The 26,455-nt window shown below is 68.6% G+C and carries 24 protein-coding genes; 16 read left to right on the forward strand and 8 right to left on the reverse strand.

What is annotated here, in order from left to right; all coding sequences use genetic code 11:
• Position 1: 1 nt before the first annotated feature.
• Positions 2 to 1,081 (reverse strand): PLP-dependent cysteine synthase family protein, encoded by a 1,080-nt coding sequence (locus ELY19_RS08180; protein WP_051158972.1) that lies wholly within the window; start codon positions 1,079 to 1,081, stop codon positions 2 to 4.
• 348 nt (positions 1,082 to 1,429) lie between these two features.
• On the opposite strand from ELY19_RS08180, the gene ELY19_RS08185 reads away from it, so the two are divergent.
• The 8 genes from ELY19_RS08185 (at position 1,430) to istB (ending at position 11,044) form a co-directional block, all read left to right on the forward strand.
• A complete protein-coding gene (locus tag ELY19_RS08185; RefSeq protein ID WP_051158842.1) occupies positions 1,430 to 2,200 on the forward strand; it encodes a response regulator transcription factor in 771 nt (256 codons plus the stop codon).
• Positions 2,197 to 3,447 (forward strand): sensor histidine kinase, encoded by a 1,251-nt coding sequence (locus tag ELY19_RS08190; RefSeq protein WP_019201628.1) that lies wholly within the window; start codon positions 2,197 to 2,199, stop codon positions 3,445 to 3,447. Before ELY19_RS08185 ends, ELY19_RS08190 begins: the two co-directional genes overlap by 4 nt.
• Before the next feature lie 310 nt (positions 3,448 to 3,757).
• Positions 3,758 to 5,251, forward strand: a complete 1,494-nt coding sequence (locus ELY19_RS08195) for a multicopper oxidase family protein (protein ID WP_019201630.1) — start codon at positions 3,758 to 3,760, stop codon at positions 5,249 to 5,251.
• Positions 5,252 to 5,449: 198 nt separating this feature from the next.
• Positions 5,450 to 6,013: a TlpA disulfide reductase family protein gene (locus ELY19_RS08200; RefSeq protein ID WP_019201631.1), complete on the forward strand. Its 564-nt coding sequence runs from the start codon at positions 5,450 to 5,452 to the stop codon at positions 6,011 to 6,013.
• Positions 6,013 to 6,810: a cytochrome c biogenesis CcdA family protein gene (locus ELY19_RS08205; protein WP_019201632.1), complete on the forward strand. Its 798-nt coding sequence runs from the start codon at positions 6,013 to 6,015 to the stop codon at positions 6,808 to 6,810. Before ELY19_RS08200 ends, ELY19_RS08205 begins: the two co-directional genes overlap by 1 nt.
• A gap of 222 nt (positions 6,811 to 7,032) precedes the next feature.
• Positions 7,033 to 8,322, forward strand: coding sequence for an apolipoprotein N-acyltransferase (lnt, locus tag ELY19_RS08210; protein ID WP_126195758.1), 1,290 nt, complete (start codon positions 7,033 to 7,035; stop codon positions 8,320 to 8,322).
• A 140-nt stretch (positions 8,323 to 8,462) separates the two neighbouring features.
• Complete coding sequence (gene istA / locus ELY19_RS08215) at positions 8,463 to 10,220, forward strand: IS21 family transposase (protein WP_227967292.1); 1,758 nt, start codon at positions 8,463 to 8,465, stop codon at positions 10,218 to 10,220.
• Positions 10,217 to 11,044, forward strand: coding sequence for an IS21-like element helper ATPase IstB (gene istB, locus ELY19_RS08220; protein ID WP_068526535.1), 828 nt, complete (start codon positions 10,217 to 10,219; stop codon positions 11,042 to 11,044). The genes istA and istB overlap by 4 nt, the downstream gene beginning before the upstream one ends.
• Here istB and ELY19_RS08225 read toward each other — a convergent pair.
• Entirely contained in the window at positions 11,041 to 11,292 is a 252-nt protein-coding gene (locus tag ELY19_RS08225; protein WP_126195759.1) for a hypothetical protein, read from the reverse strand. The two genes, istB and ELY19_RS08225, sit on opposite strands and share 4 nt — an antisense overlap.
• A gap of 325 nt (positions 11,293 to 11,617) precedes the next feature.
• Between ELY19_RS08225 and ELY19_RS23770 the strand changes: the two genes are divergently transcribed.
• Both ELY19_RS23770 and ELY19_RS08235 read left to right on the forward strand, forming a co-directional pair.
• Positions 11,618 to 12,325 (forward strand): TlpA family protein disulfide reductase, encoded by a 708-nt coding sequence (locus tag ELY19_RS23770; RefSeq protein ID WP_126195760.1) that lies wholly within the window; start codon positions 11,618 to 11,620, stop codon positions 12,323 to 12,325.
• 185 nt (positions 12,326 to 12,510) lie between these two features.
• Positions 12,511 to 13,767 carry a L,D-transpeptidase gene (locus ELY19_RS08235; protein ID WP_019201635.1) on the forward strand — a complete coding sequence of 419 codons (1,257 nt, stop codon included), beginning with the start codon at positions 12,511 to 12,513 and terminating at the stop codon, positions 13,765 to 13,767.
• A gap of 67 nt (positions 13,768 to 13,834) precedes the next feature.
• Here ELY19_RS08235 and ELY19_RS08240 read toward each other — a convergent pair whose 3' ends face one another.
• Positions 13,835 to 14,953, reverse strand: coding sequence for a prolipoprotein diacylglyceryl transferase family protein (locus ELY19_RS08240; RefSeq protein WP_158635062.1), 1,119 nt, complete (start codon positions 14,951 to 14,953; stop codon positions 13,835 to 13,837).
• Positions 14,954 to 15,174: 221 nt separating this feature from the next.
• Here ELY19_RS08240 and ELY19_RS08245 point away from each other — a divergent pair, with 221 nt between their 5' ends.
• Positions 15,175 to 15,711, forward strand: a complete 537-nt coding sequence (locus tag ELY19_RS08245) for a hypothetical protein (protein ID WP_019201637.1) — start codon at positions 15,175 to 15,177, stop codon at positions 15,709 to 15,711.
• A gap of 195 nt (positions 15,712 to 15,906) precedes the next feature.
• Here ELY19_RS08245 and ELY19_RS08250 read toward each other — a convergent pair whose 3' ends face one another.
• On the reverse strand, positions 15,907 to 16,878 hold the full coding sequence (locus ELY19_RS08250) for a M56 family metallopeptidase (protein ID WP_019201638.1): 972 nt from the start codon (positions 16,876 to 16,878) through the stop codon (positions 15,907 to 15,909).
• Positions 16,879 to 16,935: 57 nt separating this feature from the next.
• Positions 16,936 to 17,265, reverse strand: a complete 330-nt coding sequence (locus ELY19_RS08255) for a BlaI/MecI/CopY family transcriptional regulator (protein WP_019201639.1) — start codon at positions 17,263 to 17,265, stop codon at positions 16,936 to 16,938.
• Positions 17,266 to 17,584: 319 nt separating this feature from the next.
• Here ELY19_RS08255 and ELY19_RS08260 point away from each other — a divergent pair, with 319 nt between their 5' ends.
• Both ELY19_RS08260 and ELY19_RS08265 read left to right on the forward strand, forming a co-directional pair.
• Positions 17,585 to 19,075 carry an NlpC/P60 family protein gene (locus ELY19_RS08260; RefSeq protein WP_126195761.1) on the forward strand — a complete coding sequence of 497 codons (1,491 nt, stop codon included), beginning with the start codon at positions 17,585 to 17,587 and terminating at the stop codon, positions 19,073 to 19,075.
• A 198-nt stretch (positions 19,076 to 19,273) separates the two neighbouring features.
• Positions 19,274 to 19,999 carry a DinB family protein gene (locus ELY19_RS08265; protein WP_126195762.1) on the forward strand — a complete coding sequence of 242 codons (726 nt, stop codon included), beginning with the start codon at positions 19,274 to 19,276 and terminating at the stop codon, positions 19,997 to 19,999.
• A 27-nt stretch (positions 20,000 to 20,026) separates the two neighbouring features.
• Here ELY19_RS08265 and ELY19_RS08270 read toward each other — a convergent pair whose 3' ends face one another.
• The gene (locus ELY19_RS08270) at positions 20,027 to 20,917 is read right to left on the reverse strand and encodes an Lrp/AsnC family transcriptional regulator (protein WP_126195763.1); all 891 of its coding nucleotides are present in this window, start codon (positions 20,915 to 20,917) and stop codon (positions 20,027 to 20,029) included.
• A gap of 222 nt (positions 20,918 to 21,139) precedes the next feature.
• Here ELY19_RS08270 and ELY19_RS08275 point away from each other — a divergent pair, with 222 nt between their 5' ends.
• A complete protein-coding gene (locus ELY19_RS08275) occupies positions 21,140 to 21,535 on the forward strand; it encodes a YybH family protein (protein WP_126195764.1) in 396 nt (131 codons plus the stop codon).
• Positions 21,535 to 22,884, forward strand: a complete 1,350-nt coding sequence (locus ELY19_RS08280; protein ID WP_126195765.1) for a purine-cytosine permease family protein — start codon at positions 21,535 to 21,537, stop codon at positions 22,882 to 22,884. The genes ELY19_RS08275 and ELY19_RS08280 overlap by 1 nt, the downstream gene beginning before the upstream one ends.
• Positions 22,885 to 22,899: 15 nt before the next feature.
• On the opposite strand, the gene ELY19_RS08285 is transcribed toward ELY19_RS08280, so the two are convergent.
• Positions 22,900 to 23,469: a TetR/AcrR family transcriptional regulator gene (locus tag ELY19_RS08285; protein ID WP_126195766.1), complete on the reverse strand. Its 570-nt coding sequence runs from the start codon at positions 23,467 to 23,469 to the stop codon at positions 22,900 to 22,902.
• A gap of 48 nt (positions 23,470 to 23,517) precedes the next feature.
• Between ELY19_RS08285 and ELY19_RS08290 the strand changes: the two genes are divergently transcribed.
• On the forward strand, positions 23,518 to 24,132 hold the full coding sequence (locus ELY19_RS08290; RefSeq protein ID WP_126195767.1) for a DUF1345 domain-containing protein: 615 nt from the start codon (positions 23,518 to 23,520) through the stop codon (positions 24,130 to 24,132).
• A 15-nt stretch (positions 24,133 to 24,147) separates the two neighbouring features.
• Here ELY19_RS08290 and helR read toward each other — a convergent pair whose 3' ends face one another.
• On the reverse strand, positions 24,148 to 26,331 hold the full coding sequence (helR, locus tag ELY19_RS08295; RefSeq protein WP_126195768.1) for an RNA polymerase recycling motor ATPase HelR: 2,184 nt from the start codon (positions 26,329 to 26,331) through the stop codon (positions 24,148 to 24,150).
• Positions 26,332 to 26,455 lie beyond the last annotated feature (124 nt).

Below are 26,455 nucleotides of genomic sequence, written 5' to 3' on the forward strand. Positions count from 1 at the left end.
CTCATACGACGGTCAGCGGGTTGCGGACGTTGGTGGTGCGGGACCAGCGGGTGACCACGGTCCTGGCTGGGTCGGCGATGGTGATCGGCGCCAACGGTGGTGCGAGCGTCGGGTCGATGTTGTTGGCGTGGCAGTAGGCGTCGCTGTAGACGGTTCCGTAGTAGCGCTGGGGGCCGTCGGGGAAGATCGCAGCAACGACCGTGTCCGGCGAGCGGGTGCCGGCGATCCACCCGGCGACCTGGGCTACCGCACCGACGCTCCAGCCGCCGGTCGCGTAGTGCGTCGATGCCAAGGTCCGGCACGCCCACACCGACTCCTCGGGCGCGACCCAGTGCACTTCCGAGAACGCCGAGTAGTCGACGTTCTCCGGATAGATGCTCGAGCCAAGGCCACGCATGAGTCGCTTGTGCGCGGGCTGGCCGAAGATCGTCGATCCGATGGTGTCGACTCCGACGAGTTGCAGGTCCGGCAGGAACTGCCGCAGGGTGCGGCTGACCCCGGCCGAGTGTCCGCCGGTGCCGACCGAGCAGACGAGCACATCGATGTGCCCGAGCTGGGTCAGCAGCTCGAGGGCCAGCGGCTGATAGGCGCTGACGTTGTCCGGGTTGGTGTACTGGTCCGGGCACCACGCGGTCGGGTCCGCAGCCAGGTGCTCACAGACCCGGTCGCGTCGGGCTTGCTGCCATCCGCCCGCCGGATGAGGTTCCGTCACCAGGTCGACCTCGGCGCCGTAGGCGGCGAGCATCTGCGTCAGGATCGGCTCCAGCCCCGGGTCGGTCACCAGCGTCACCGGATGATCGTGCACGATGCCCGCGAGCGCCAGGCCGAGCCCGAGCGTGCCGCTGGTCGACTCCACGATCCGTGCGCCCGTCGTGAGATCCCCCCGTGCCTTGGCCCGTTCGATCATGTGCAGGGCAGGGCGGTCCTTCATGCCGCCGGGATTGAACCCCTCGAGTTTGGCCCAGAACCCGTGCCCGGCCGGCGCGAACGGTTCGGCGATCCGCATCACCGGAGTGTTGCCGACCAGGGCCGCCGGGCGCTCCGAGACAGGTCCGATGTCGAGGAGCGACCGGGCGGGCAACGGCGGGTGCAGCAATGACAGTGGGGGGCGAGAATCAGGAACCGTGGTCACTTCGGTGCTCACGTGCTGGGGTCCTTTCGGAAGCGGAAAAGGGCGGCACAGGTGTGTGGCACGCCACCCGGCGCGACGGTCTTGCAGGACCAGGACGGTCAGCGTGAGTCGGCAGATGGCGTGCCCGTGGCCCGCCGGGTGAAGACGTGCCACCGGTGATCAGTCCGGTGAGGGGTATCTGATCGCCCTCGACTGTGCGTGCCCTAACCAGGCCGTTACGTGTGCTCAAGATCAAGATTTGCTCAAGAACCGCGCCTCGGGTCGATCCTGGGCATACGGTCAGGCCACGATGGAGGCATGGATGCGATTGTTGCCGAGCCCAAGCCGACGGCGGTGACCGAACCGCGGCCGAAGCTGGGCCTGCGCGCGATGGTTGTCGAGGACGAGCCGGACCTCGCCGAGGTCATCGCCGACTACCTTCAGCGCAGTGGTTTCGATGTCGAGATCACCGGCGATGGAGCGGCCGCAGTCGCCGCCGCGCACCGAACTCCACCGGATGTCGTCGTCCTCGACCTCGGGCTGCCCTCGCTCGACGGTGTCGAAGTGTGCCGGCAACTGCGCACCTTCTCGGACGCCTACGTTGTCATGGTCACCGCCCGCGCCGACGAAGTCGACACTCTGGTCGGCCTGTCCGTCGGGGCGGACGACTATCTGACCAAACCGTTCAGCCCGCGGGAGCTGATCGCCCGAATCGAAGCAATGCTGCGCCGCCCCCGCGCCGGAACCGTCAACGGGCCCGCCATGCCCCAGGGCGCGGAGCGCCGCATCGGGGATCTGCTAATCGACCCGAACGGTCGGGAGGTGAGCGTCGCCGGTAGACCCGCGGCTCTCACCCGCACCGAGTTCGACCTTCTCGACGTCCTCTCCCGCCGCCCGGGCATGGTGTTCAGCCGCGACCAACTGCTCGCCGAACTCTGGGGACCGACCTGGGTCGGCGATGCACACGTCGTCGACGTCCACATCGCCAGCCTGCGTCGCAAGCTCGGCGACACCACCACCGAGCGGCGTTACATCCGCACCATCCGCGGCATCGGTTACCGAATGGGTGACGGCCGGTCGAAGCAATGAGCGCGCCCCGATCCGACGCACGGCGCACCCGTCGCCCACGTTCGGGGTTCACCACCAGGCTGTTCATCGCCCAGACCATCGTCATCGCCGCTGGCGCTGGGGCCTCCGCGCTGGTGGCGTGGACTGTCGCACCGCACCTGTTCCACACCCACATGGCCCACGCCGGCCTGCCGACCACCTCACCCCAAGCCAAACACGTCGAGGAGGCGTTCGCCTCCTCACTGGTGGTATCCGTCTCGGTCGCCCTGTTGAGCTCCGTGGTCCTCGCACTGGTCGTCAGCTGGCTGATCACCCGCCGCGTCCGACGCTCCATCGGCGCCGTGGTGACCTCGACGGCGAACATCGCCGCCGGCAACCACGCCATTCGCGTCCCGCCCAGCCGCCTGGGCCGCGAATTCAGCGACCTGACCCGCAGCGTCAACCGACTCGCCGAGCAAATCGATACCACCGAAGAGATCCGCCAGCAGATGCTCTCCGACCTCGCCCATGAACTCCGGACGCCGATCACCACCATCACCGCCCAAATCGAAGCCGCCGAGGACGGCATCCGCACGCCGGGCGCGCAAATGTACGGCGTCATCCGCAGCGCCACCGGCCGCCTCAAGCGACTCGCTGACGACATCGACGCCGTCTCCCGCGCCGGCGAACGACAACTACGCGTCGAAGCAGAGCCGACCGCGGTCAACGACATCACCACCGCCGCGGTCCGAGAAGCGCAACCCGGCTACGACGCCGTAGGTATCCACCTCGGCCTCGGACCCACCACCACCGACCTCGTCGACGCCGACCGTGCCCGCATCGGCCAGACCCTCGCGAACCTGCTCAGCAACGCACGCCGACACACCCCACCGGGAGGCAGCGTCACGGTCAGCAGCCGCCGCCGCGACCACAACCTCATCGACATCATCGTCGAGGACACAGGCGAAGGCATCGCCAGCGAACACCTCCCACACATCTTCGACCGCTTCTACCGCACCGACACCTCTCGCAGCCGCGACGCCGGCGGCAGCGGTATCGGCCTGACTATCGCCCGCGCGCTCGCCGAGGCCCACGACGGATCCCTCACCGCCACCAGCCGCGGCCCCGGACAAGGCGCCCAGTTCACCCTGACCCTGCCGGTCTACAAACGCCGCAACACCAAGCGAGAACACCCACCACCGGAACCCGGTACAGCCTCGAGCCCACTACCCCGACCGCCCCTTCAACGAACCCCACAGAGAATCCCTGCCAGAAAGACGAACCGATGAACCCGAAACGACTGATCACCACCGCCGCCGTCACCGCCACTATTGCCCTCGCCGTCACCGCCTGCGGCGACGACATGTCCACGATGAACATGAACGACGACACCAGCACTACCCCCACCTCAACCCAACCGTCGATGCCCGCAGGCCACTCGATGAGCAGCTCCCCGACTTCATCGCCGACACCTCACACAAGCATGCCGGGTATGTCGGGTATGCCAGGGATGGGCGACGGCAGCCCGACAGTCAGCCCCGCTGCCCCCTAAGCAGGGCCGCCCCCGACTTCCTCGACGTCAAACCAAGGAACCAATTCATGACACCGGTGACCAGACGAACAGCCCTCTTCGGCGGTCTCGCCGCGCTCAGCGTCGGCGCGCTCGCCGCATGTGGCGACAAGACCGCCAGCACGCCGAGTGGTGCCTCTCGTGCGCTGCAAGGACCGCCACTACAGGCCACACCCCAGGCCGGACAGAAGGTCGTTGAGACGACCCTCACCGCGCGCGAGACCACCGTAGACCTCGGCGGTATCACCGCCCGTACCTGGGCCTACGACGACGCCCTCCCCGGCAAGGTCCTGCGCGCCAACGCCGGAGACTTCCTCCGCGTCACCCTCGACAACAAGCTTCCCGCCGACACCACCATCCACTGGCATGGCATCCGCCTGCGTAACGAAGCTGACGGCGTTCCCGGCGTCACCCAGGATGCTGTGCGCCCCGGGGGGCGATTCGTCTACGAGTTCACCGCCCCGGACGCCGGCACCCACTACTTCCATCCCCACGTCGGTGCCCAACTCGACCGTGCCCTCTACGCTCCGATCATCATCGACGACCCCAATGAACCAGGCGCCTTCGACGCCGAGTGGATCGTCGTCCTCGACGACTGGACCGACGGCATCGGCAAGAACCCTGACCAGATCCTTGCCGACTTCCAAGCCAAGACCGGACCTTTGCAGACCGGAATGGGCGGGATGGGTGGCATGGACCACTCCTCGATGCCTGGCATGGGAAGCTCTCCGCTGGGCGATGCTGGCGACGTGGTCTACCCGCACTACCTCATCAACGGCCGAATCCCTACGGCGCCGACCGAGTTCCGCGCCAAGCCCGGACAACGCATCCGCCTGCGGATCATCAACGCCGGCTCCGACACCGTCTTCCGGGTCGCCCTTGGCGGTCACACGATGACCGTCACCCACACCGACGGACACAGGGTCAACGACATGCAGGCCCGCGCGCTCTTCGTCGCTATGGGGGAACGCTACGACGTGACCGTCACCGCAGGCGACGGCGCGTTTCCGCTAGTCGCCGCCGCCGAAGGTAAGAAGGGCCAGGCTCTGGCAGTCCTGCGCACAGGCTCCGGCGCCGCACCCGCCGCCGACATTCGCCCCGCGGAACTGGACGGCCCGGTCCTGCTCGGCGCCACCGAACTCACCGCCGCCGACTCCGCGCGCCTTCCTGACGCCCAGCCCGACTCCACGATCAAGGTCACTCTCAACGGCCAGATGGACCCGTACGCCTGGGGCATCAACGGCAAGAAGCACGGCGAAGACACGCCTCTGCGCGTCAGCAAGGGCCAGCGACTGCGGATGCAGATCACCAACGAAACGATGATGCTCCACCCCATGCATATCCACGGCCACACCTGGGGCCTCCCCGGCAGTGGCGGACTGCGCAAGGACACGGTGCTCATCAAGCCCATGGGCTCGGTCGAGGTCGACCTCGACGCGGACAACCCCGGAACCTGGGCCCTGCACTGCCACAACATCTATCACATGGAGATGGGCATGATGACCACCCTCAAGTACACCTGACGCGACCGACGTCTCCGCGGCTGCCCCCGATGGCGAGTGCGACCGACCAGCCACCAACTACTATGCTACTTAGTAGTTGGTGGCTGGTTCGTTAGCCGCCGAGAAGGGGTGAGGATGCGACGACAGTCCACACGGGCATCGCTGGGCGATGATGACCGTCCCCCGAGCGGCAGCTCGAGTCTGCGCCGGTGCGCCGGTGTGATCGCGGTGCTTGTGGTCGCGATGCTGCTCGGCGGGTGCGTTCAGCTCAGCGACCGGGCACGCGATGGCGGGATCATCGCTCCGGATGGCAAGGCCAGGCACTTCTACCCGCCCGAGCGGCGCAGCGTCGTCGGTGAGCTGTCCGGACGTAGTGTCACTGATCCCGGGGCCACGCTGCGACTGTCGGACTACGCCGGAAAGGTCGTGGTGATCAACGTCTGGGGCTCCTGGTGCGCCCCCTGTCGTCTCGAGGCTCCTGCTCTGGAAAAGGTGTACACGGCGCGCAAGTCCAAGGGTGTGCAGTTTCTCGGTATCGACGTTCGTGAAACCGCCGGCGACGATGCGGCGCGGGACTTCATCCGCTCCCACGGGCTGACCTATCCGTCGATCTACGATCCCCCTGGCAAGACGCTGCTCGCGCTCGGTGAGCAGTACCCGACCACAGTAGTGCCGATGACCTTCGTCCTTGATCGGCAGCATCGCGTGGCCGCGGCATACCTGACGACGATCGACGAGAAGACCCTCACCGATGCCGTGGACCGCGTCGCCGGGGAGGGCTGATGGGACAAGCCTTTGCCGACGCCGCCGTGTCAGGTCCGCTGATCCTGGCGATCGGGGCATGCCTGCTCGCCGGGTTGGTGTCCTTCGCCTCGCCGTGCATCGTGCCCCTTGTTCCCGGCTACTTGTCGTACCTCGCGGGGCTGGTCGGCGCCGAGGCTCCAGCGACGTCGATCGCAGAGCTCGGCGGCAGCGGAAAGGCGGTAGACCGGTCCGGTCGGTGGAGAGTGCTCGGCGCAGCCGCGTTGTTCGTCGGCGGGTTCACAGCGGCCTTCCTCTTGATGACGATGTCGGTGTTTGGTCTGGCGGCGACGATTCGGCTCAATGCAGAGACGCTGATGCGGATAGGTGGGGGAATCACCATCATCATGGGCTTGGCGTTCATCGGATTGGTCCCGGCACTTGCCCGCGAGGTGCGTTTTGCGCCACGACCCTGGACCACGCTTGCCGGTGCCCCGCTGCTGGGCGGGGTGTTCGCGCTCGGCTGGACTCCCTGTATCGGTCCCACCCTGGCGGGGATCATGTCGATCATTGTGGGCACCAACGCAGCGCCGGCACGCGGTGCCGCGCTGGTGGTGGCCTACTGCGTAGGCCTGGGCCTGCCGTTCATCGCACTCGCCGTCGGATCGACCGCCGCGGTGCGGGCCGTCGGATGGCTTCGCCGCAACAGCCGACGCATCCAGGTCGCCGGCGGCGTGCTCATGATCGCCGTCGGACTCGCCCTGGTCACCGGCTACTGGTCCGACTTCGTCGACATGGTCCGGCGGCTCTTCGTCTCCAACATCGTCATGCCGATCTGACAGGAATCGCCGTCGACACGCACCAACCAGTACGCCCGCGATCGCCCAGACGACTCGCGACGAGCAGCACCACCACGGTCCAGAATTGAGGAGATCTCACTCGTGACCACGCAGACAGCACGAAGGCTCCCATCCGCGACATCCACTCGGTGGGGGCCGGCTCATTGGCCGTGGACGCACACAGCGGTCAGGCTACTTCTGGCTGCCGCCGGCGGCGGAGCGATGTTCATCTCGTTCCCACCCACCGCGCTGTGGGGAGCGGCGCCGGTCGGTGTCGCGCTCGTGGTCGCCGCCGTGTGGGGCTGCGGAATCGGCCAAGCCCTGCTGTACGGCTACGCCGCGGGGCTGGCGTTCTTCCTGCCCTTGCTTCCGTGGGTAGGCATCTACGTTGGGGCTGGGCCGTGGATCGCGCTCGCCGCGGTCGAAGCCGTCGCGGTAGCGGTGTTCGGCGCCTTGGTCAGCCGGATGGTGGTTCTCCCCGGCTACCCGCTGTGGTGCGCCTGCGCGTGGACAGCGACGGAGGCACTGCGCAGCCGCCTGCCATTCGGCGGGTTCCCTTGGGGAAAGTTGGCGTTCGGGCAGACCGATGGGCCTCTCGTACAGTTGGCCGCGATCGCCAGCGCACCGGCCGTCTCGTTCGCGGTCGCCCTCATCGGGTGCTCCGGTTTCGCCGTGGTCCGCGCGGCACTGCGGAGGTCACCGCGCGCTGCTGTCCGTGCGTCGCTTGGTGGCATCCTCCCGTTCGCCGGCGCAGCACTCCTAATCGCGCTACCAGCGTACGAACCGCGAGCGAGCGTGACCGTTGCGGTGATCCAAGGCAACGTTCCCCGCCTAGGACTGGACTTCAATGCTCAGCGTGCCGCAGTGCTCGAGAATCACCTACGACGCACCGAGGACCTCGCCAGTGCCATCGAATCTGGCCAGATGCCCCGGCCCGCCATGATCGTCTGGCCCGAGAACGCCTCGGATATCGACCCGCTGCGCGATCGGCAGGTGCGCGCGCGGATCGATGAGACGGTCAACAGGCTCGGCGTACCTGTCCTCGTCGGTGCAGTGCTCTCCGCCGACGACGGCACATCACGCAACGTCTCCATCGTCTGGAACCCCGGCTCCGGTCCTGGACAGCAACACATCAAGCGGCGACTGGTGCCCTTCGGGGAGTACCTACCGATGCGGCCGCTCGCGACCCGCCTGTCCGCATACGCCGACAAGGCCGGCCGGTTCGTGCCTGGCGATGGTGACGGCATTGTCACCCTCGCTGGCATACCGACCGCGGCTGCCATCTGCTACGAAGTGGCCTTCGACGACCTCGTCCGTGAATCTGTACGCGGTGGAGCCCAGCTGATCACCGTGCCCACTAACAACGCGACCTTCGGCCGCACGGCCATGTCGTACCAACAACTGGCGATGTCCCGACTGCGGGCCATCGAGCACCGCCGCACCGTCCTGATCGCCGCGACGAGTGGCGTCAGCGCTGTCGTGACCCCGGACGGGACGGTCACCTGGCTATGACAGCTTGAAGAGGCCCCGGCTCGACGGCTAGACCTGGCCCCGTTTGCGACTCGCCGGTGGTGTTGCGACGGTTTGATCTGGCCCCACCTGATGGTTGCTCGTGAACATCGTTTCCGAGCCGAAGCAGGTGGTGGCCAATGATGGGATCGAAGGTGGAGCTGTTCGCGCAGATCCGGCGGGACGCCCGGGTCGAGGGCATGAGTATCCGGGCGTTGGCTCGCAAGCATGGCGTGCACCGGAGGACGGTGCGGCAGGCGTTGTCATCGGCGGAGCCGCCGCCGCGGAAGACGCCGGAGCGGTCGTCGCCGCGGTTGGACCGGTTCAAGGCGGCGATTGATGAGATGTTGCGGTCGGATCTGGATGCTCCGCGTAAGCAGCGGCACACCGCGACGCGGATCCGGGAACGCCTGGCGATCGAGCACGATGCGGTCGAGTTGTCGTATTCGACGGTGCGGGACTACGTGCGGGTCCGGCGGGCGCAGATCGAGGTGGAGGCCGGCCGCCGCCGGGAGGTGTTCATCGCCCAGGACCACGCATCCGGGGCGGAGGCGGAGGTCGACTTCGGCGAGGTCTGGGTGATCCTGGGCGGGGTGAAGACCAAGTGCCACATGTTCGTCTACCGGCTCTCGCACTCGGGCAAGGCCATTCACCGGGTCTATCCGACCGGCGGGCAGGAAGCGTTCCTCGAAGGGCACGTCGAGGCGTTCCGCGAGCTCGGCGGGGTCCCGACCCGGCATATCCGCTACGACAATCTCACCTCGGCGGTGGTCGCGGTCCTGCAGGGCGGAGACCGGCGGCGACAGGAGAACCCGCGGTGGACGTTGTTTCACTCGCACTACGGATTCGATCCGTTCTACTGCCAGCCCGGCATCGCCGGGGCGCACGAGAAGGGCGGCGTTGAAGGCGAGGTCGGATGGTTCCGCCGCAACCGGCTGACCCCAATGCCGCAGGTCGAGTCCCTCGATGAGCTCAACGAGCAGATCAAAGCCTGGGAGGACCGCGACGAGGGCCGCCGGATCGACGGACGACTGCGCACCATCGGCCAGGACTACGAGCACGACCGAGCAGCGCTCGCGCCGCTGCCGGTGGAGGATTTCGACCCGGGCCTGATCCTCACACCACGGGTCGATCGGTCGGCGATGATCACCGTTCGGATGGTGAAGTATTCGGTGCCGGCGCACCTGATCGGCCGCCGAGTCCGCGTCTCACTACAAGCCTCCCAGCTGCTGGTCTACGACGGCCGGACCCTGGTCGCGCGGCATCCACGGGTCGCCGGCCGCGGCACCGCGAAGATCGACCTCGACCACTACCTCGAGGTGCTCAAGTTCAAACCCGGTGCCCTGCCGGGATCAACGGCGTTGGCGCAGGCCCGCGCTGCCGGGGTGTTCACCGCCAGCCATGATGCGTTCTGGGCCGCCGCCCGACGAGTCAACGGCGACACCGACGGCACCAGCGAGCTGATCGACGTCCTGCTGCTGCACCGCAGCCTGCCCGCCGCGGCGGTGATCGCCGGCATCGATGCTGCATTGCGGGTCGGGGCGGTGAGCGCCGAGGTCGTCGCCGTTGAGGCTCGCCGCGCCGAAGCCCGCCTGCTCGCGCACGCCTCGGTCGCTGCCGACCAGACAGGTGGGGCCAACGCTGGCCGTCATCTCGATCGCCATGCCGAACGACGCGAGCAACGAGTTGTCAGCCTCACCCAACGACGGCTCGCAGACCCCGCGGCGGTGATCGCCGGCCTGCCACCCGACCGGCGACCGCTGCCCAGCGTTACGGCCTACGACCGCCTGCTCCCGCAGCACCGGCGACGCACTGCCTCCGACGCGCTACCTGCGTCGCTGGACCCACCACCGATTGAGTCGCTGGACCCACCACCGATTGAAAGGCCCACCCGGCTATGACCGCAACCGCCAATAAGAACCAGACGAATGCGCTGGCCCCGTCGTTGCGCCGCCGGGGCGGCCTCACCGAAGAAGCCGCCCTCGCCGCCGTTGACCAGGCCTGCCGGCGCCTACGCCTGCCGACAGTGCGGTCGATGATCGACCAGCACCTCACCGCCGCCGCCAAGCAGCAATTGTCCTACCAGGGGTTCCTCGCCGAACTCCTGCTCGCCGAAGTCGACGACCGGGACCGCCGCTCCACTGTTCGCCGCGTCAAAGCCGCGGGGTTCCCGCGGGAGAAGTGGCTGGCGGACTTCGACTTCGACGCCAACCCCGACATCGAACCCGCCACCATCCACCAGCTCGCCACCGGCGACTGGATCCGCCACGGACTGCCGCTCTGCCTCATCGGCGACTCCGGAACCGGCAAATCCCATCTGCTGATCGGATTGGGAACCGCTGCCGCCGAGCAAGGCTTTAGAGTCCGCTACACCCTCGCCACCAAACTAGTGAACGAGCTGGTCGAGGCCGCTGACGAGAAGCAGCTCGCGAAGACCATCAACCGCTACGGCCGCGTTGACCTGCTCATCATCGACGAGCTCGGCTACATGGAACTCGATCGCCGCGGCGCCGAACTGCTCTTCCAAGTCCTCACCGAACGCGAAGAGAAGAACAGCGTCGCGATCGCTTCCAACCAGTCCTTCTCCGGCTGGACTGACACCTTCACCGACCCACGACTCTGCGCCGCGATCGTCGACCGGCTCACCTACCGCGGCACCATCATCGAAACCGGCACTCACAGCTACCGCCTGGCTCACACCGAAGCAGCAGCTACCGCGGGCTAAGCGCGGCGTTCGTCCTTGACTACCGACAGATGCCGGCGCAAGGCCCGGTTCTGGTGAGTGACATAAACCACGGTCCACCGGGTCGTCAGGTTCGGCAGTCGCTCCCCGTCTTTAATCTTCACCCGGACCGATACCTGATCACCGAGCTGATCATCACGCGCGATCACGAACTCGGCATACGCACGCACCGACTCGCGATCCCAACCAGTCGGCGCAACCACACTGCGCACCCGCGGCCGCCCATCCACACCCCGGACTCTAGCGGCTCAGGGCCCCACTCAGGTGGGGCCGAATGAAACCGCCCTACCGGGGCCAGATCAACTTGACATAGCCAGTCACCGACCAGTCCGCACTGTTCAGCGCGGATACTCTGATCGCGACTGTTCCCCTCGACGACCGGCTCACACTCGCCACCCGCTGGGGCGCGTTGCCCGAAGCGGTCACGTCCGCCCTGGCCGCTGCGGCCCTGATCGCCGCAACGGTGATCAAACGGCGCGCACGTCGCACCACCGGTCTCAAACAGTCGGTCCCCGCCGATACGACGCCCGTGCCCATCGACGAGCAGAAGACACCATGAGCGTCGCCCTTCCCCCCGGACCCGACGAGTGCGCCTCAACCCCGCCGTGGCATCGCCGGCACCGGTACGCACTGGCCCTTATTGCGATCGCTGCCGCGCTGCTGCTCATCGCCGTCTCGACCGCGCATTCGCACACGGAAAAACCAGGAGACCACGATACCGCCTCCACCGGCACCCGCACTGGAACCGAGGCCCCACTCCAGGCCAGCTCAGCCCGCGGTGTACCTAAACCGCAGTGCGGCGGAACGAAATCGGTATCAGCCCGATCCGTTGGGCCCCTGGCAGATCTGTCCGAGCCCTGCCTCACTACCCCCGATGTGATCAACCTCGGACAACTCACCGCAGGCAGAACCACTTTGCTCAACTTCTGGGCGTCCTGGTGCGGGACGTGTCGCGAAGAAATGCCGATCCTCTCGCGCTATGCCCAACGCCCCGAAGCAGTCCAGGTACTCGGGATCAACGTCCGCGACGTCGAGAGTTACGCTCGTACCTTCGCCACCGATCTCGCCCTCGCGTACCCGAGCATCATCGACGCGGACGGCGCGGTCGCGAGGACACTGCAGATCCCGCCCCTGCTGCCGCTGTCCTTTCTCGTCCGCCCCGACGGCTCCGTGCAGCGGATCGTGGACCCGCTGGTCTTCCGATCAGTACAGGACATCGAGGACGCTGTTGCTAGGGCGCAACCCTCGCTTCCGGGCAAGTGAGCGCTTCAGTCGATGGAACGGTCAGAACACCCACCCGCACCTGCTCGACGACTCGCCGCGCCTGGTACCTGTACCGGCGGAGCGGGTGAGAGTACCTCGCCTGCGGACCTGGCGGGCTCGACCACTCACCATAAAGTACTATGCAAATTAGTAGTTGCGTGATGAGGCGGGTCGAGGGAGGCTGAATGGTTCTGCAACGGCGAACTCTGCTGGCGCGGACGGCAACCGGAATCGGAGCCGTCGCGATCACGTCCGCCTGCGGTGCCGAGCGGGGCGCGGTGCCGCTGAGCGGATCCTCGTCCTCACCGAAACCGTCGGGCGCCGTGCCACTGATCGAGCTGGCGCCGGCCGACGGCGCCGCGGAGGTCACACCCCGCACACCGGTCACTGTGCGTGTCGTGGGCACCGGCGCCCTCGCCGAAGTCACGCTCACCAACGAGGCGGGACGCGCCGTTGCCGGCACGTTGGACGCACCGCGCAAATCCTGGTCGGCCGGTGAGCCCCTTGGATTCGGCCGCACCTACCGCTTGCGAGCGGTCGCGGTCGATGAGGCAGGACGCCGGACCGAACGGCAGAGCACGTTCACCACTCTCGCGCCACAGGCGCAGGCGACGATGGAGCTGGCAACGACGGCGGGCACCCCGGTCGGCGAAGGGCGGACCTACGGTGTGGGGCTGGTGCTGGTGGCGAAGTTCGACACCGACATCGCAGACCGCGCCGAGGCAGAACGTCGTATGAAAGTCACCTGTACACCCGCGGTCGAGGGAGCGTGGTGCTGGGTCTCGAATACCGAAGCGCATTGGCGACCTGAGAAATACCACACGCCGGGCACTCAGATCACCGTGGACGCCGCGCTATACGGTGTCCGCCTGGGCGAGCGCCTCTACGGCGCCGAGGACGTGCGTGCCAGTGCGACCATCGGCGCCTCGCATGTCTCGATCGCCGACGACGCGACCAAGACGGTCACCGTCTACGACGGCGGTAATCTCGTCCGTACGATGCCCACCTCCATGGGCATGGGCGGCAGCGAGATCATCAACGGCAACACCATCAGCTTCTGGACCCAACGGGGCATCTACACCGTGATGGACAAGGCGAACCCGGTGGTGATGGACTCGTCCACCTACGGGCTACCGATCAACTCGCGCTTGGGGTACAAACAGACGATCAACTACGCGACACGGATCAGCACAGACGGTATCTACCTGCACCAACTCGACAGTTCTGTGTGGGCGCAGGGCAACACGAACACTTCCCACGGGTGCCTCAACCTCAACGGTGACAACGCTCGATGGTTCTTCGACTTCTCGGTCCCCGGCGACATCGTCGAAATCCGCAACACTGGCGGCGCACCTCTCGAGCAATGGCAGAACGGTGACTGGAGTGTGCCCTGGCAGCAGTGGACCAAAGCCAGCGCCCTGGCGTCGTCGGAAGGCCGCTGACCAGGACGGAGAATGGGCGAGGCAGTCCGGATCTGTCTGAGCACATCCCGGTAGCCCCGCCGACTCGTCACAACGTCATCACCCATATCGCCACCGCGATCGCGGCCGTAGCACCTGCTGCGACTGCGGTACGCCCCCACCGAGTGTGCGGGTCGGAGCGCAGCGGAAACAGCACCTGCCGGACCAGCGCGTAGGCAGCGAGTCCGATCACGAAGATCGCTCCCGAGTGCCGGACGCCCAGGAACAGGAATTCGGCCCCTATCGCCAGCGTCCCGCACGCCGCAGCTTCAAACAGCTGCACCGGATAGCGTGAAGCGGCCACCCTCCGATCCGATGACCACAGTGACCACCGCGACACGGTGACCTTTCCAGCGCAACAGCCGGTCAGCCAACACCCCGGCCTCCCGACGGCCATCCCTGCGAGCAGTGCCGGGGCAGCAGAATCGAGCACCGCGCCCCATGACAGTCCGATCGCCGGCGCCCCCATCACCAAGACCACCGCGGCAGCGGCGTTGAACCCCTGAATGCAGGCTCCGGAGGACAGCAGCTTCCGTAGCGGCATCCGATGGATTGCCAAGAACCACAACCGCGCGCCGAGAAACCCCACAGCACAGGCCACACCGCTGATCCCCACCGCCGCGAATGCAGAGCCGCCAGCGAGGGAGACGTTCACTGCCATGAGCGCGACCGCGACGACAGCGCCGAGCCCCACCAGCAGCGGCCAACACCACGCTGCCACCGCGGGCCCGTGTGCCAGAGGCGCGAACACCGTCCGGACCCGCATCTGCTGGTCCGGAAGCTTCATCTCGCCCGCCAGCTCGCCCGCCTGCGTCGCAGCCGGTGTCCACGCTGCTCGCACCCGAATATCCCACTCGCCTGCCGGGATCCCCGATAGCCGCTCGGTCACAGCGACCGGCCGCCCGCGGGCCGCCGCGAGACTGACATCGCGCTGGCAGGTGAATCGCCCTTGCGTATCGTCGGCCTCGGCGCCGATCCGTAGGCCCTCGTACTGCATCCGGAGCGCACCGGGAGCGCTGACCGCGTCTAGCACGTACGTAGCGGACAGTCCTTGTGGCTCCGCTTCGTTCACTGGGTCGCAACCGCCCACCGGACCGGTGATCGTCGAGATCCTCTCCGACGCCTGCACCGCGTCATGCCGCACCGGCGCGCCGACGGATTCGGTCACCGTTGGAAGGCCCACGTCTGGATCCGGCACGCTAGAGAGATGTTTCATCGATCAGGCCTCTCCCGAGATTGAGCTACTAACACGCTTAGTAGGTAACTACTATGTTGAATAGTAGATGAGGGGCGGGCAGGCCCGCCACCAAGAACTACTATGTGATCTAGTAGTTATGCTGAGTTCGAGGAAAGACAAGCGCGAGGTGAGGAGGGTGCACTGTGAGTGGTATGAACCGCAGGGCGGTCATTGGACGGGTGCGGTGGTGGCACGCAGCGGCTGGCGGTGCGCTGATCGCACTGGTGATCGCGATCCCCTCCCGAGTGCTTCCCAATCCTGTCTTCACCCGGATGACGCCGGTGCGCTGGTGGGACTACCTCGTCCTCGTGGTGGTGACCGTTCTCGCGGCCGCCTGGCTGGCAGCTCCGGTGGTGGCCGGGTGGAATCGTGGTGCTGTGCGAGGCACTTCCGGTGTGGTCCTGTCGACGCTCGCGGTGGGGTGCCCGTTGTGTAACAAGGTCGTCGTCGCGATGTTGGGCGCGTCGGGAGCGTTGACGCTGTGGGCGCCGCTGCAGCCCCTGGTTGCTGTCGTCTCGGCCCTCGCCATGGGTGCCGCGGTCGCCACCCGCTGGGGGATACGGTGGTCGTGGCGGGGCGGCGAGCCTGAGCATCCGCTACAGGTGAGCGAATGCCCCGCCGGGGTGTGCGACCCCTCGGCGAAGATGCCTGTGGCTGTGGACACGACCGCCGGGCATCGGCATTCGTGACTCGTCGAATAGCGGCACCGGAGCGTAGTGGCTCAAGGACGTAGGCGCTCGGGACTCGGTGTACGGTCGCTGAAATGCGACTCGTGGGTCGCACTCGCTAGTCACGATGAAGCGTCGCAGCGGATGTTGCTGCGCAGTTGGCCCCCCGGGGAACAGGCAAATCTCTCTGTCACGCTGCGCCACGGGCGCAGCGGGCTAGAGCGCTGGGCAGGAAATAGCGGACACGACGAGGGCTGCAAGCGCCACCGTAGCGGCTGATCCCAGGGCGGTGGCCGCGGCGACCGCGCCGCAGTGGCGCACGCGAGCACTGCGGCTCGCTGCGGGGAGCTGTAGGCGGCGGGCCCGCGCCGAGGTCGCGGTGGTCGCCATCGCCAGAGTAGGGCCCCGCCCGGCTGTCCCTGATCGCTGCCGCACCGATTGTGCGGAGGCCATCTGCAGCAGGGCCCGGTGTACCGTGGCCGCCCCGCAACGGCGTGCTGCTGCTCCGTCAGCGATCGCCTCGACCAATTCCCGCACGGCGCTCGGGGCGTTCCGGCACAGCGGGATCGGGCGCAGGACCTGCCCGATGACCTCAGTGATGGCAACGATCAGGTGGTGGCGACCGCGGAGGTGTGCGTGCTCGTGTGCCAGCACTGCCGCCAGCTCGGAGGGTGCCAACAAGGTCTGTAGGCCGCGGGAGATCACCACCATCCCGCCCCTGGGTGCGGCGATGGCGAATGCCAAGGGGGCGTCGTGCTCGAGGCACCACACTCGGCCGTCCCCGGCGGCTGGACTGGCCACCAGCCTTATTCGGTCGCAATGCAACGTCGCGACCGCCCGCCGGCGCGCGAGGACGAAGACGCAGCGCACGCCGGAGATCACGACGGAGCCCGCAATGAGCGCGGCTAGTGCGGCGCCGGTCGCCCGGCGTCCCTGCGGCACGGTGCCATGGACCGCCAGGGACCAGCAGTCTCCGAACGCAGTGGTTACCGAGTAGTCTGCGTGCAGCGGCAGCAACAGTGCCACGATCGCTAACGCCGTCAGCAGTCCAAGCATTGCCAGCGCTCCCACCCAGCCGATGAGCAGGGCAACTGGATCGAGCCGCGTACGCCCCGCGCGGGTGAGCAGCACAGGTCCGGCAGCCGCGATCGCAGCCGCCGCGACGACCAATGCCGCGAACACCGTCATCGTGTACTCATTCCCTTCATCCGGGTCCGGATTCGGATCTCGCGCACCGGGCTTAGTCTATTGCTGCCGTGACCGACGGCGTAGTGCCCGCCGGATGACCTTTGATTCCTCGTCCGACGCGGACTCGGTGAAGTGCAGCAGCACTGCCTCAGGATCGCCGGATGCATCCAGCACGTCACGCAGCGCCTGGGTCGCAGCCTCCGCGCGGCTGAGTGTCGGCTCGTAGAAGTAGGCCTTGCCGACCTTCTCGCGTTGGACCCACTGCTTGCGGTGCAGGTTGTCTAGAACCGTCATCACCGTGGTGTAGGCCAGTGCCCGCCCGGTGTCGAGGGCATCGACCACCTCCTGCACCTTCAAGGCGTGCTCACTGTCCCAGAGCACTTGCATGACCGCGGATTCCAACTCACCAGGCAAGGGTCGCACTCCTCCTTAGTACTATCGTGGATAGTAGCAGGATCTTGATTGAATCTTGAATACCGCAGGCCAACCCCATTATAGGTGGCAGTTAAGGCTCTGCATCTGCTCGATCACCGCTTCCCTCTGTGGCGTCTGTGACGTACGGTTCGGATGGTACTCAAGGGGTGCCGGTGCGGCGCGTCAAACTTTGCGTAAAAAGATTGCGCACCAACAATATTCCGCTTCTGATCCCCTCGCGTGGGCGCAACCTCCCCGCGGGGGGCGGTCGGCTCGTTGAAGGAGATGTTCCGTGGTGAATCAGCATCGATGGGCGTCTGGAATGCAGCGGGCGGCGGCGGTGACGATCGTGGCTGCGATCGTGGTCGGCGGAGCGGATCCTGCGTGGGCGCGGCACGTGGGAGACGACCCTCGAGCAGGTCACTCGGTCGCGGTGGTTCCTTCGTTGATCGTGCGCCTTGCGGACTTTGATCAGCAGATCGCGGCTTTGCAGAACGACGTTGACATTCGGCGGCAGTCGGTGAACAAGGCGGTGATCGACGTGGCGTTGGCCGCCGACGCTGCGCGGGCCGCGACGAATGCAGTAGTAGTTGCGGATCGGGAGGCCGTGGCTTCCGACCAGGCAGTGGATGCTGCTCAGCGCAGGCTCGATGAGATGCTCCGCGCCGCCTACATGCAGGGGAACACCTCGGGCGGGGTCGCGGATGCTCTGACCGCCCCGGATGGGCAGACGGCGGTAGACCGCACTGCGGTTCTTCGGCGCGTTGCTGCCGCCCAGGCAGGTACTGTCACCGGCCTCAATGACGCCCGGCGGCGGGCGCGATCGAGCCGCGATGCTGCGCGGATCGCGAAGATCTCCGCGGATGCAGCGGCTGGCGCGGCTGCCGACCGCCGCACCCGAGCGCAGGGGTCGGTGGCCCAGACCCTGGAGGCGCTGCGTTCGGCGACCGATCAACGCCGACGGTTGGATTTGCGTCGGCAGACGGCCGCAAGGGCGCTCGCCGAGGCGAAGGCGAAGTCCGGGGATGCCGCAGGTCAGCAGCGGATCTATGACCAATACGTCGTCAGCGAACAGCAGACAGTGACGGTGCCTTCCTCGCAGCCGGCTCCTGCACCGGCGGCACCCCCGAACGCAAGCACACCCGTAGCGGCTCCTTCTGCGGCACCGGCAGTGTCGGCGCCCGGGGGGCCACCGTCGGCCGCGACCGCAGCGTCGTCGTTGCTCGGGCAACTGAGCAACCTGTTCGGGTTCACGCCGCAACCGCAGACCGCATCCCAGGTCCCGGCTCAAGCGGCAGCCCAGGTGCCTGCAATCCAGGCACCAGTAGCGCCTGTGTCAGTCGCGTCGATGTCGGGCAAGCAAATGATTGACACGGTCATTGCCCGGGGCCTGTCGGTGGTCGGCACCAGATATTCCTGGGGGGGTGGTGATATCAACGGCCCCACCGTCGGGGTCCGCGACGGCGGCGTTGCCGATACCTTCCGTGACTTCGAGAACCCGGGATTTGATTGCTCGGGCCTGACGCTGTTCGCATTTGCTGCCGTCGGCATCAAGCTCCCGCACTACAGCGGCTACCAGTACAACATCGGCAAGAAGGTTCCGCTCGCTGAGATCAAGCGGGGTGACCTGATCTTCTTCGGCCCGAATGCGAGCCAGCACGAAGCGCTCTATCTGGGTGACAACCAGATGCTTGAGGCACCCGAGTCCGGATCGACGGTCAAAGTATCGCCGCTGCGCACCGACGGCGCGATGCCCTACGTGGTCCGGCTGATCAATTCGTAGACCCAGTTCTAGTTACGACCTGTCGAAGGCTGTGGGAACGGTACTGCTGCTGGAGTGGGAGTCCGGCGACGGCCTGAATGCTGTGGTGGAAATGCCATGTTGCTGGGACTGGCGAGATGCCAACTCCGTGGGACTGCGTGATGCAGTGCAGGTGAGAAGGCTGACAGTCGCCAGGTAGGTCGGGACCCTACACCTACGATGCGAGGTGTGGTCCGGTACGTCGACGAGGATCTGCGCGGGGCGGAGTTCCGCGAGTGCGACCTGTCCGGGGCGCGGTTCGTCGGGGCGGTGATGCAGGATGCGACGATCGACGGCCTCGTCTCCGGTCTGGTCGTGAACGGCGTGGACGTGACCGGGTACGTGGAGGCCGAGCTCGACCGGCGGTATCCCGTCCGCGCGCTGATCCGCTCGGCGGATCCCGCCGAGCTGCGCCGCGCGGCGGCCGCCCTCCACGCGGACTGGGCCGCGACGATCGAGCGGATCCGTCGCGCTCCGGGCGTCGAGCGCCGCACCGTGAACGGCGAATGGTCCGCGGTGCAGACCCTGCGGCACCTCGTCTTCGTCCACGACTCCTGGTTCCGGCGCTGCTGCCTCGGCGCGGTCGCGACCTTCACGCCACTGGGGCTCGGCCCGGACGTCGCGCCCTATCGCGGGGCGCACGGCCTGGACCTCGCCGCCGATCCGTCCCTCGACGAGGTCGTCGACGTCCGCGCCGCGCAGGCCGCCGAGCTGGAGTCCTGGCTCGAGCGGGCCGTACCGGAGGGGCTCGCGGCGCCGGCGCCCGTGCCCGACGACGACGTCTGGCCGCCGTACGCGCGGGGCCGCTCGGTGGGGCAGTGCCTGTGCACCGTGCTCACCGAGACCTTCGAGCACCACCGTTACTGCGCCCGTGACCTCGACGCGATCGAGTCCTCTCCGGGCTGAGCGCGGCCGGGTGGCCGCGGCCCGTCGTCATCGCGGCGACGCACCGTCGCCCAGCGACGCGTACGACTCCTTGACGAACCGCAGGTGCGACCACGTCTCCACGCCGCCGACCGCCGGCCGGGACCGCACCGCGTCGACCGTCGCCGCGAGAGCCGACGCCGACGGTCCGCGGACCGTCGCGAGGAGGTCGAAGGAGCCGACGGTGCGGGCGAGGAAGCTCACCCCGCCGATGGCCGCGACGTCCTGCGCGGCGTCGCGGGCGGACCCGCGGACGTGGATCCCCATGCCGATCGCATGCTCCGAGCCGCGGCTCACGATCGGGCCGATCCGCACCACGGAGCCCTCGACCAGGCGGAGGACCCGGCGCCGCGCCGCGGCCGCCGAGACCCCGGCCGCTGCGGCGAGCCGCACGTACGACGCCCGGCCGTCGCGCTCGAGGACCTGCAGGAGCGCGACGTCGGTCGCGTCGAGGTGCACCGAGGCCGCGCCGACGGGGCCGACGGCGTCGCGGAGCACCTCGCGGTACGCCAGGGTCTCGGCCCGCGCCACGGCGGGGAGGCCACGGAGGCGGGCCAGGACGGCGTCCACGGCATCGCCCGACCCGGTGCGGATCTCGGCGGCCACGGCGAACCGGCCGGTGGTGATCGACACGTAGACCACCTCCGGGAGGGCGGCGACCGCCTCCGCGACGGGCGCGGCGGCACCGTCGACCTCGATGCGGGCGTAGCAGACGCTGCCCCGCCCGAGGACCGACGGATGCACGACGCCCTGCACGGTGAACGCCCCGGAATCGAGGAGCCGGCGCATGCGTGCCGCGACGGTCGCGCGGGTCACGCCCGCGGCGGCGGCGAGCTCGCGGTGGCTCATCCGGCCGTCCTCGCCGAGCAGTGCCACCAGGGCCCGGTCGACCTCGTCCACGGATTCCTCCCGAAGTTCGTCCGTCGCGTGTTCGGGACGAATCGCTGTACCGATGATGCAGTACAGGCGCGCCGAATGCACCGATCGGGGCGCATCGGCCTCGCGGAGTGCGCAGTTCGTTCGCCCGCCGGTTCTCCGGCGTCCCGAACTGCTTGCGAGCGGCTGTGATCGGCCTTACAGTTGGCCGACCCGGAGCGGGAGAACCGCAGGTCAGGAGACGGAATGCAGCACACGATCCCCGAGGGCGAGGTGTTCGCGGCGGCAGATCGCATCATCGAGGCCTTCGCCGCGACGAACACCGAGGGCTACTTCGCGGGCTTCCACCCGGCGGCGACCTTCGTCTTCCACACCGAGCCCCGGACGCTCGCCGACCGCGCCGAGTACGAGCGGCTCTGGGCGGGCTGGGTCGACTCCGGCTGGCGCGTGCTCTCGTGCGAGAGCACCGAGCGCGTCGTGACGGCAGTCGGCGCCACCGCCGTCTTCAGCCACGCGGTGCGCACCATGACGCAGGACGGCGACGGCACCCGCACCGAGACGCGCGAGCGGGAGTCGATCGTCTTCGCCGCGACGCCCGACGGTGCTCTCGTCGCCGTCCACGAGCATCTCTCGGCCGCCTGATGCTGCGCTACTACCGCCGCCTCGACGCGCACCTGCACGCCGCCGCCGACGACGGCACGCCCGTGCGCGGGGAGCTCAGCGGCCGGCGGATCTTCGCGATCTGGCTCGCCGCCAACCTCGTGGTGACCACCATGCTGACCGGCACGCTGTTCGTACCGTCGGTCTCACTGAGCAACGCGCTGGTCCTGATCCTGGCCGGCACCGTGGTCGGGGCACTCGTCCTGGTCGCCGTCGGCAACGTGGGCACCCGCACGGGGCTCCCCACGATGGCCCTCACCCGCGCGTCGTTCGGGGTGCGCGGCAGCCGGATTCCGGTGGCCGCCAACATCGCCGTGCTCATGGGGTGGAGCTGGGTCCAGGCGATGCTCGCCGGCGTCACCGTCGACTACGTGGTCGAGCAGCAGACCGGGTACTCGAATCCGGCCCTGTTCTCGGTGCTGTGCGAGGTGGTCGTCGTGGCGCTCGCCGTCTTCGGCCACACCGGCATCGCCAAGGTGGAACCGATTCTGGCCGTGGTGATCCTGGCGATCATGGCCTACCTGTTCGTCGACATGTTCGGCGACGGTTCCGCCCGCCTGAACGCCCTGCCCCGCGACCCCGAGGGTCTCAGCGGCCTCGGCATCTTCGACATCGTCGTCGCCACCGCGATCTCGTGGACGGTGCTCTCGGCCGATATCAACCGCTTCGCGCGCAGCGAGCGCGGTGGCGTGATCGGCTCCGGGCTCGGCTACGTCGCTTCGACGGTGGCCGCAATGGCGCTGGGCGCCACAGCGATCGCGTGGCTGCTCGCGAACGGCAAGGACGCCCCGCCCTTCGATCCGACGGTGATCGTGGCGGAGTTCGGCGTGCCCCTCGCCGGCGTCGTGTTCTTCTCCGTCATGGCGACCAACTCGATGGCGGTGTACGGCATGGTCACCTCGCTGGTGAACGCCGAGCCCGGCCGCATCCGATTCCTACCCGCCGCACTGGGACTCGGCGTGATCTCCATCGCGGGATCGGCGTGGCTGGCGCTGCTGGACAAGTTCACGTCGTTCCTCACGGCGATCGGGATCGTCTTCATCCCCGTCTTCGCGATCATCGTCGTGGACTTCTACGTGCTGCGACGCGGCCGGTACGCCGCGTCGCCGGCAGAGGCCGGTTCGCGCGACTACTGGTACCGCGGCGGGTGGAACCCGGTGGCGGTGGCGGTGTGGATCGTGGGCGTGGGTTTCTCGTCCGCCGTCACGTACCTGTGGGTGAGCCCGATCGGCGCCACGGTTCCGACCTTCCTCGTGAGCGCGGGCCTGTACTGGGCCGCGAGCGCCGCCGTCCGGGGCCGGTCCGCGACGGCGGATCTCGTCGCGCGCTAGGCGGACGAGGGCGGATCAGTCGCCCTCGGGCGGGCCGCCGAGGGCGCCGTCGGTGAAGGTGCGGAACGCGAAGGCGAGCGTGTCCAGCGACTGCAACGTGCCGCTCTCGTAGCCCACCAGCAGGTACAGCGCGGTGGTCGCGTACTTCTCGGCGAGCTCGCGATCACCGATCACCTCGGTGTAGGTCTCCGCGATCACGTCCCGCCGCTCGAGGTCGACCTCGGCCTGGTGCCGCGCGACCTCGGGGTCGTGCGCCGCCCACACGCGGATCGCCGCCTCGGTGGCGTGCGGCAGCGTCATGCCCACGTCGATGAGCGACATCAGTCGGTCGTACGCATCGGGTACCTGACGGGCGGCCTCGATCAGCCGGTCGCTCTTGGTCTGCCGCCAGTACTCGATCAGCGCCGACGTGAACTCGGGCCAGCTCGGATAGGCGTGGTAGAAGCTCCCGGTCGACGATCCGGCCTGCTCGCACACCGCCGCGAGTTTGAGCGCCGCGTGCCCCCGGTCGGCCAGCACCGCCAGCCCGGCCTCCAGGAACCGCAGCTGGACGTAGCGCGACGGGCTGGAGCGGGCGGGCGGCATGCGGCGATGGTATCCGCCGCGCGAGCGGCACCGTGGAAAGCTGGCCGCATGCGACGTTCGGTGCTGGTCCCCCTCCTCGAAACGGTGCTCACGCTCCTGGGCCTGGTCTGGCTCGCCGCGGTGCTGCTGTTCGGCCGTGCCGCCGTGCCGCTGCTGATCGTGTGGAACGTGGCCGCCGTGGCCTACGTGGTGGCCGGCTGGTTCCTGCTGCGCCGCCGGATCCCCGCCGGCGAGGACGATCCGGATCTGGTGGCGGCGCCGCGCTGGCAGACCACGCTCTTCGCCGCGGTGGTCAGCGGCTCGGGTCTGGTGGGTGGCCTGCTCATGATCGCCACCCGCGGCGACGAGCCGGACCCGGCCCTCCAGCCCGTCGCCGCCGCCACCGTCCTCCTGTCCTGGCTCCTCCTGCACACCGCGTTCGCGCAGATCTACGCCCGCGACTACTTCTCGGCGGGCGGCCTGCAGTTCCCGGACTGCGAGCGCCCGCAGCTGACGGAATTCGTCTACTTCTCCATCACCATCGGCACGTCCTTCGCGGTCTCGGACGTCACCGTCACCCGACGTTCCACCCGCCGGCTGGTGATCGTGCACAGCGTGCTCAGCTTCTTCTTCAACGCGGCCGTCGTGGCGATCGCGCTGGACTGGATCAAGAGCGGAGGCTGAGCACGCCGCGGCCGATCAGGGCGCGGGCACCGGCGTCGAGAGCCCGGCGAGACACGCCGGCAGCGGCGCACGGTGCAGCACGCCGAGCCGCTGCGTCGCGCGGGTGAGCGCCACGTAGAGCTCCGCGGCGCCCCGCTCGCCGTCGCCGAGGATCACGTCGGGATCCACCACCAGCACCGCGTCGAACTCGAGCCCCTTGGTCTCCGCCGGCGGGACCGCGCCCGGCGTCCCCTCGGGCCCGATGACGACGGACGTGCCCTCCCGGCCCGCCTCGTCTTCGGCGAACTCCGCGATCGCGTCCGTGAGATCGCCGTCGGCCACGCGCCGGGCCCACGGCCGCACTCCGGACGCGCGCACCGACTCCGGTGGCACCGCGCCGGGGGCGAACTCGGCCAGCACGTCCGCGGCCACCGCCATGATCTCCGACGGGGTGCGGTAGTTCACCGTGAGCGCGGTGTACGCCCACCGGCCCGCGACGTACGGATCCAGCATCTCGCCCCACGAGCGGGCGCCCGCCGGGGCGCTGCGCTGCGTGAGGTCGCCGACCACCGTGAACGAGCGGGACGGGCAGCGCCGCATCAGCACCCGCCAGTCCATCGCCGACAGCTCCTGCGCCTCGTCCACCACCACGTGCCGGTACACCCACGTCCGGTCCGCGGCGGCGCGCTCCACCAGGTCGCGGGTGTCCCGCTCCTCGAACCGCCCGGCCAGATCGTCGGCGTAGAGCAGGTCGGTGGCGAAGAGGTGGTCCTCGTCGTCCATCGAATCCTGCCGGGAGACCAGCGAATCCAGCACGCCCTCCGCGAACTCCGCCTGCTCCTTGCGGGCCTCGGCGGCGGCCGCGTCGTCGCTCGCCTCGTGCGGCCCGAGCAGCTCCGCGAGCTCGTCCAGCAGCGGCACGTCGGAGACGGTCCAGGCGGCACCGTCGGACCGCAGCAGCGCAGGGTCCGCGCCCGCCGCCGCCAACCGCTCGGGCGAGCTCAGCAGGTCCGCGAGCAGGTCCTCGGGGGACAGCACGGGCCACAGCGCATCGACGGTCCGCCGGAACGTCCCGTCCACCGCGAGGTCCGCGAGCATGCTGCCGCGCATCTCCTCCCAGGCGCGCGTGTCCTCGCGCCGCAGCCACTGCTTCCCGATCCGGCCCAGCGCCCGCTCGGTGATCGCCCAGGTCAGCACGTCCAGGAACACGAACCGGGCCTGGTTGTGCGGCTGCCCGCTGTCCCGCGCCTCGTCGCGCGCCCAGCCGACGACGTCGGCCTCGATCCGCACCGTCGCGTCGCCGAGCCCGATGGAGACCGGGCCCTCCGGCAGGGTGCGGCGGTCGGTCACCGCGGCGGCGAGCACGTCGGCCATCGCCGCCGAGCCCTTGATCCGAGCCACCTCCGGCGTGTCCTCGGCGCGCGCCGTGACGCCGGGGTACAGCGTCGCCGGGGTCGCGAAGACGACGTCGGACTCGCCGAGCGAGGGCAGTACCCGGCCGATGTGCTTCAGGAAGGACGTGTTCGGCCCCACCACCAGCACGCCGTGCCGCTCGAACCGCGCCCGCTGGGTGTACAGCAGGTACGCCACCCGGTGCAGGGCCACCACGGTCTTGCCCGTGCCGGGCCCGCCCTCGATCACCGTGACGCCCGGGTTGTCGGACCGGATGATCCGGTCCTGATCGGCCTGGATGGTCGCGACGATGTCGCGCATCCCCTCCCCGCGCGGCGCGTTCACCGCGGCCAGCAGCGCCGCGTCGCCGCGGGCGTCGGCGCCCGGGCGACCCAGCATCTCGTCGCTGAACGCGGTCAGCGTGCGGCCGTCGCTGAGGAACTGCCGCCGGCGGTGCACGCCCTCCGGGTGCGCGCCCGTCGCCGTGTAGAAGGGCCGCGACGCCGGGGCCCGCCAGTCCAGGAGGAGTTCCCGGTCCCCGTCCTCCTCATCGAACAGGCCCAGGCGCCCCACGTACCGCGTCCCGACGGTGCCGTCCGGCTCCCCGTCGAGCCGGCCGAAGGCCAGCCCCTCCTCGGCGACGCTCAACCGCCGCACCTCCCGCGCGGAGGTCATCACGTCGCCCTCCCGGTCCACCGCGCGGCCCTCGTGGTCGCGCAGCGCGTCGTCGTACCGGCGACGCGCCCGGTCCCGCTCGGCGTCCAGCCGCGCGTACAACCCCGCCACGTAGTCGCGCTCCGATGCCAGCTCGTTCTCGTATTCAGACATGCACCCACCTCGCAAGAAATCGGATCCGGCCAGCGAGTATGCGCCCTCCACGGGGCCTTGCGGCAAGGCCCGGGGTGCGTTATACATTGAAGTGGGAGAGAGGCTCCGCGTTCCTGCGCGCCTC

This window comes from Tsukamurella paurometabola (genome assembly GCF_900631615.1).
Taxonomy (GTDB): Bacteria; Actinomycetota; Actinomycetes; order Mycobacteriales; family Mycobacteriaceae; genus Tsukamurella; species Tsukamurella paurometabola_A.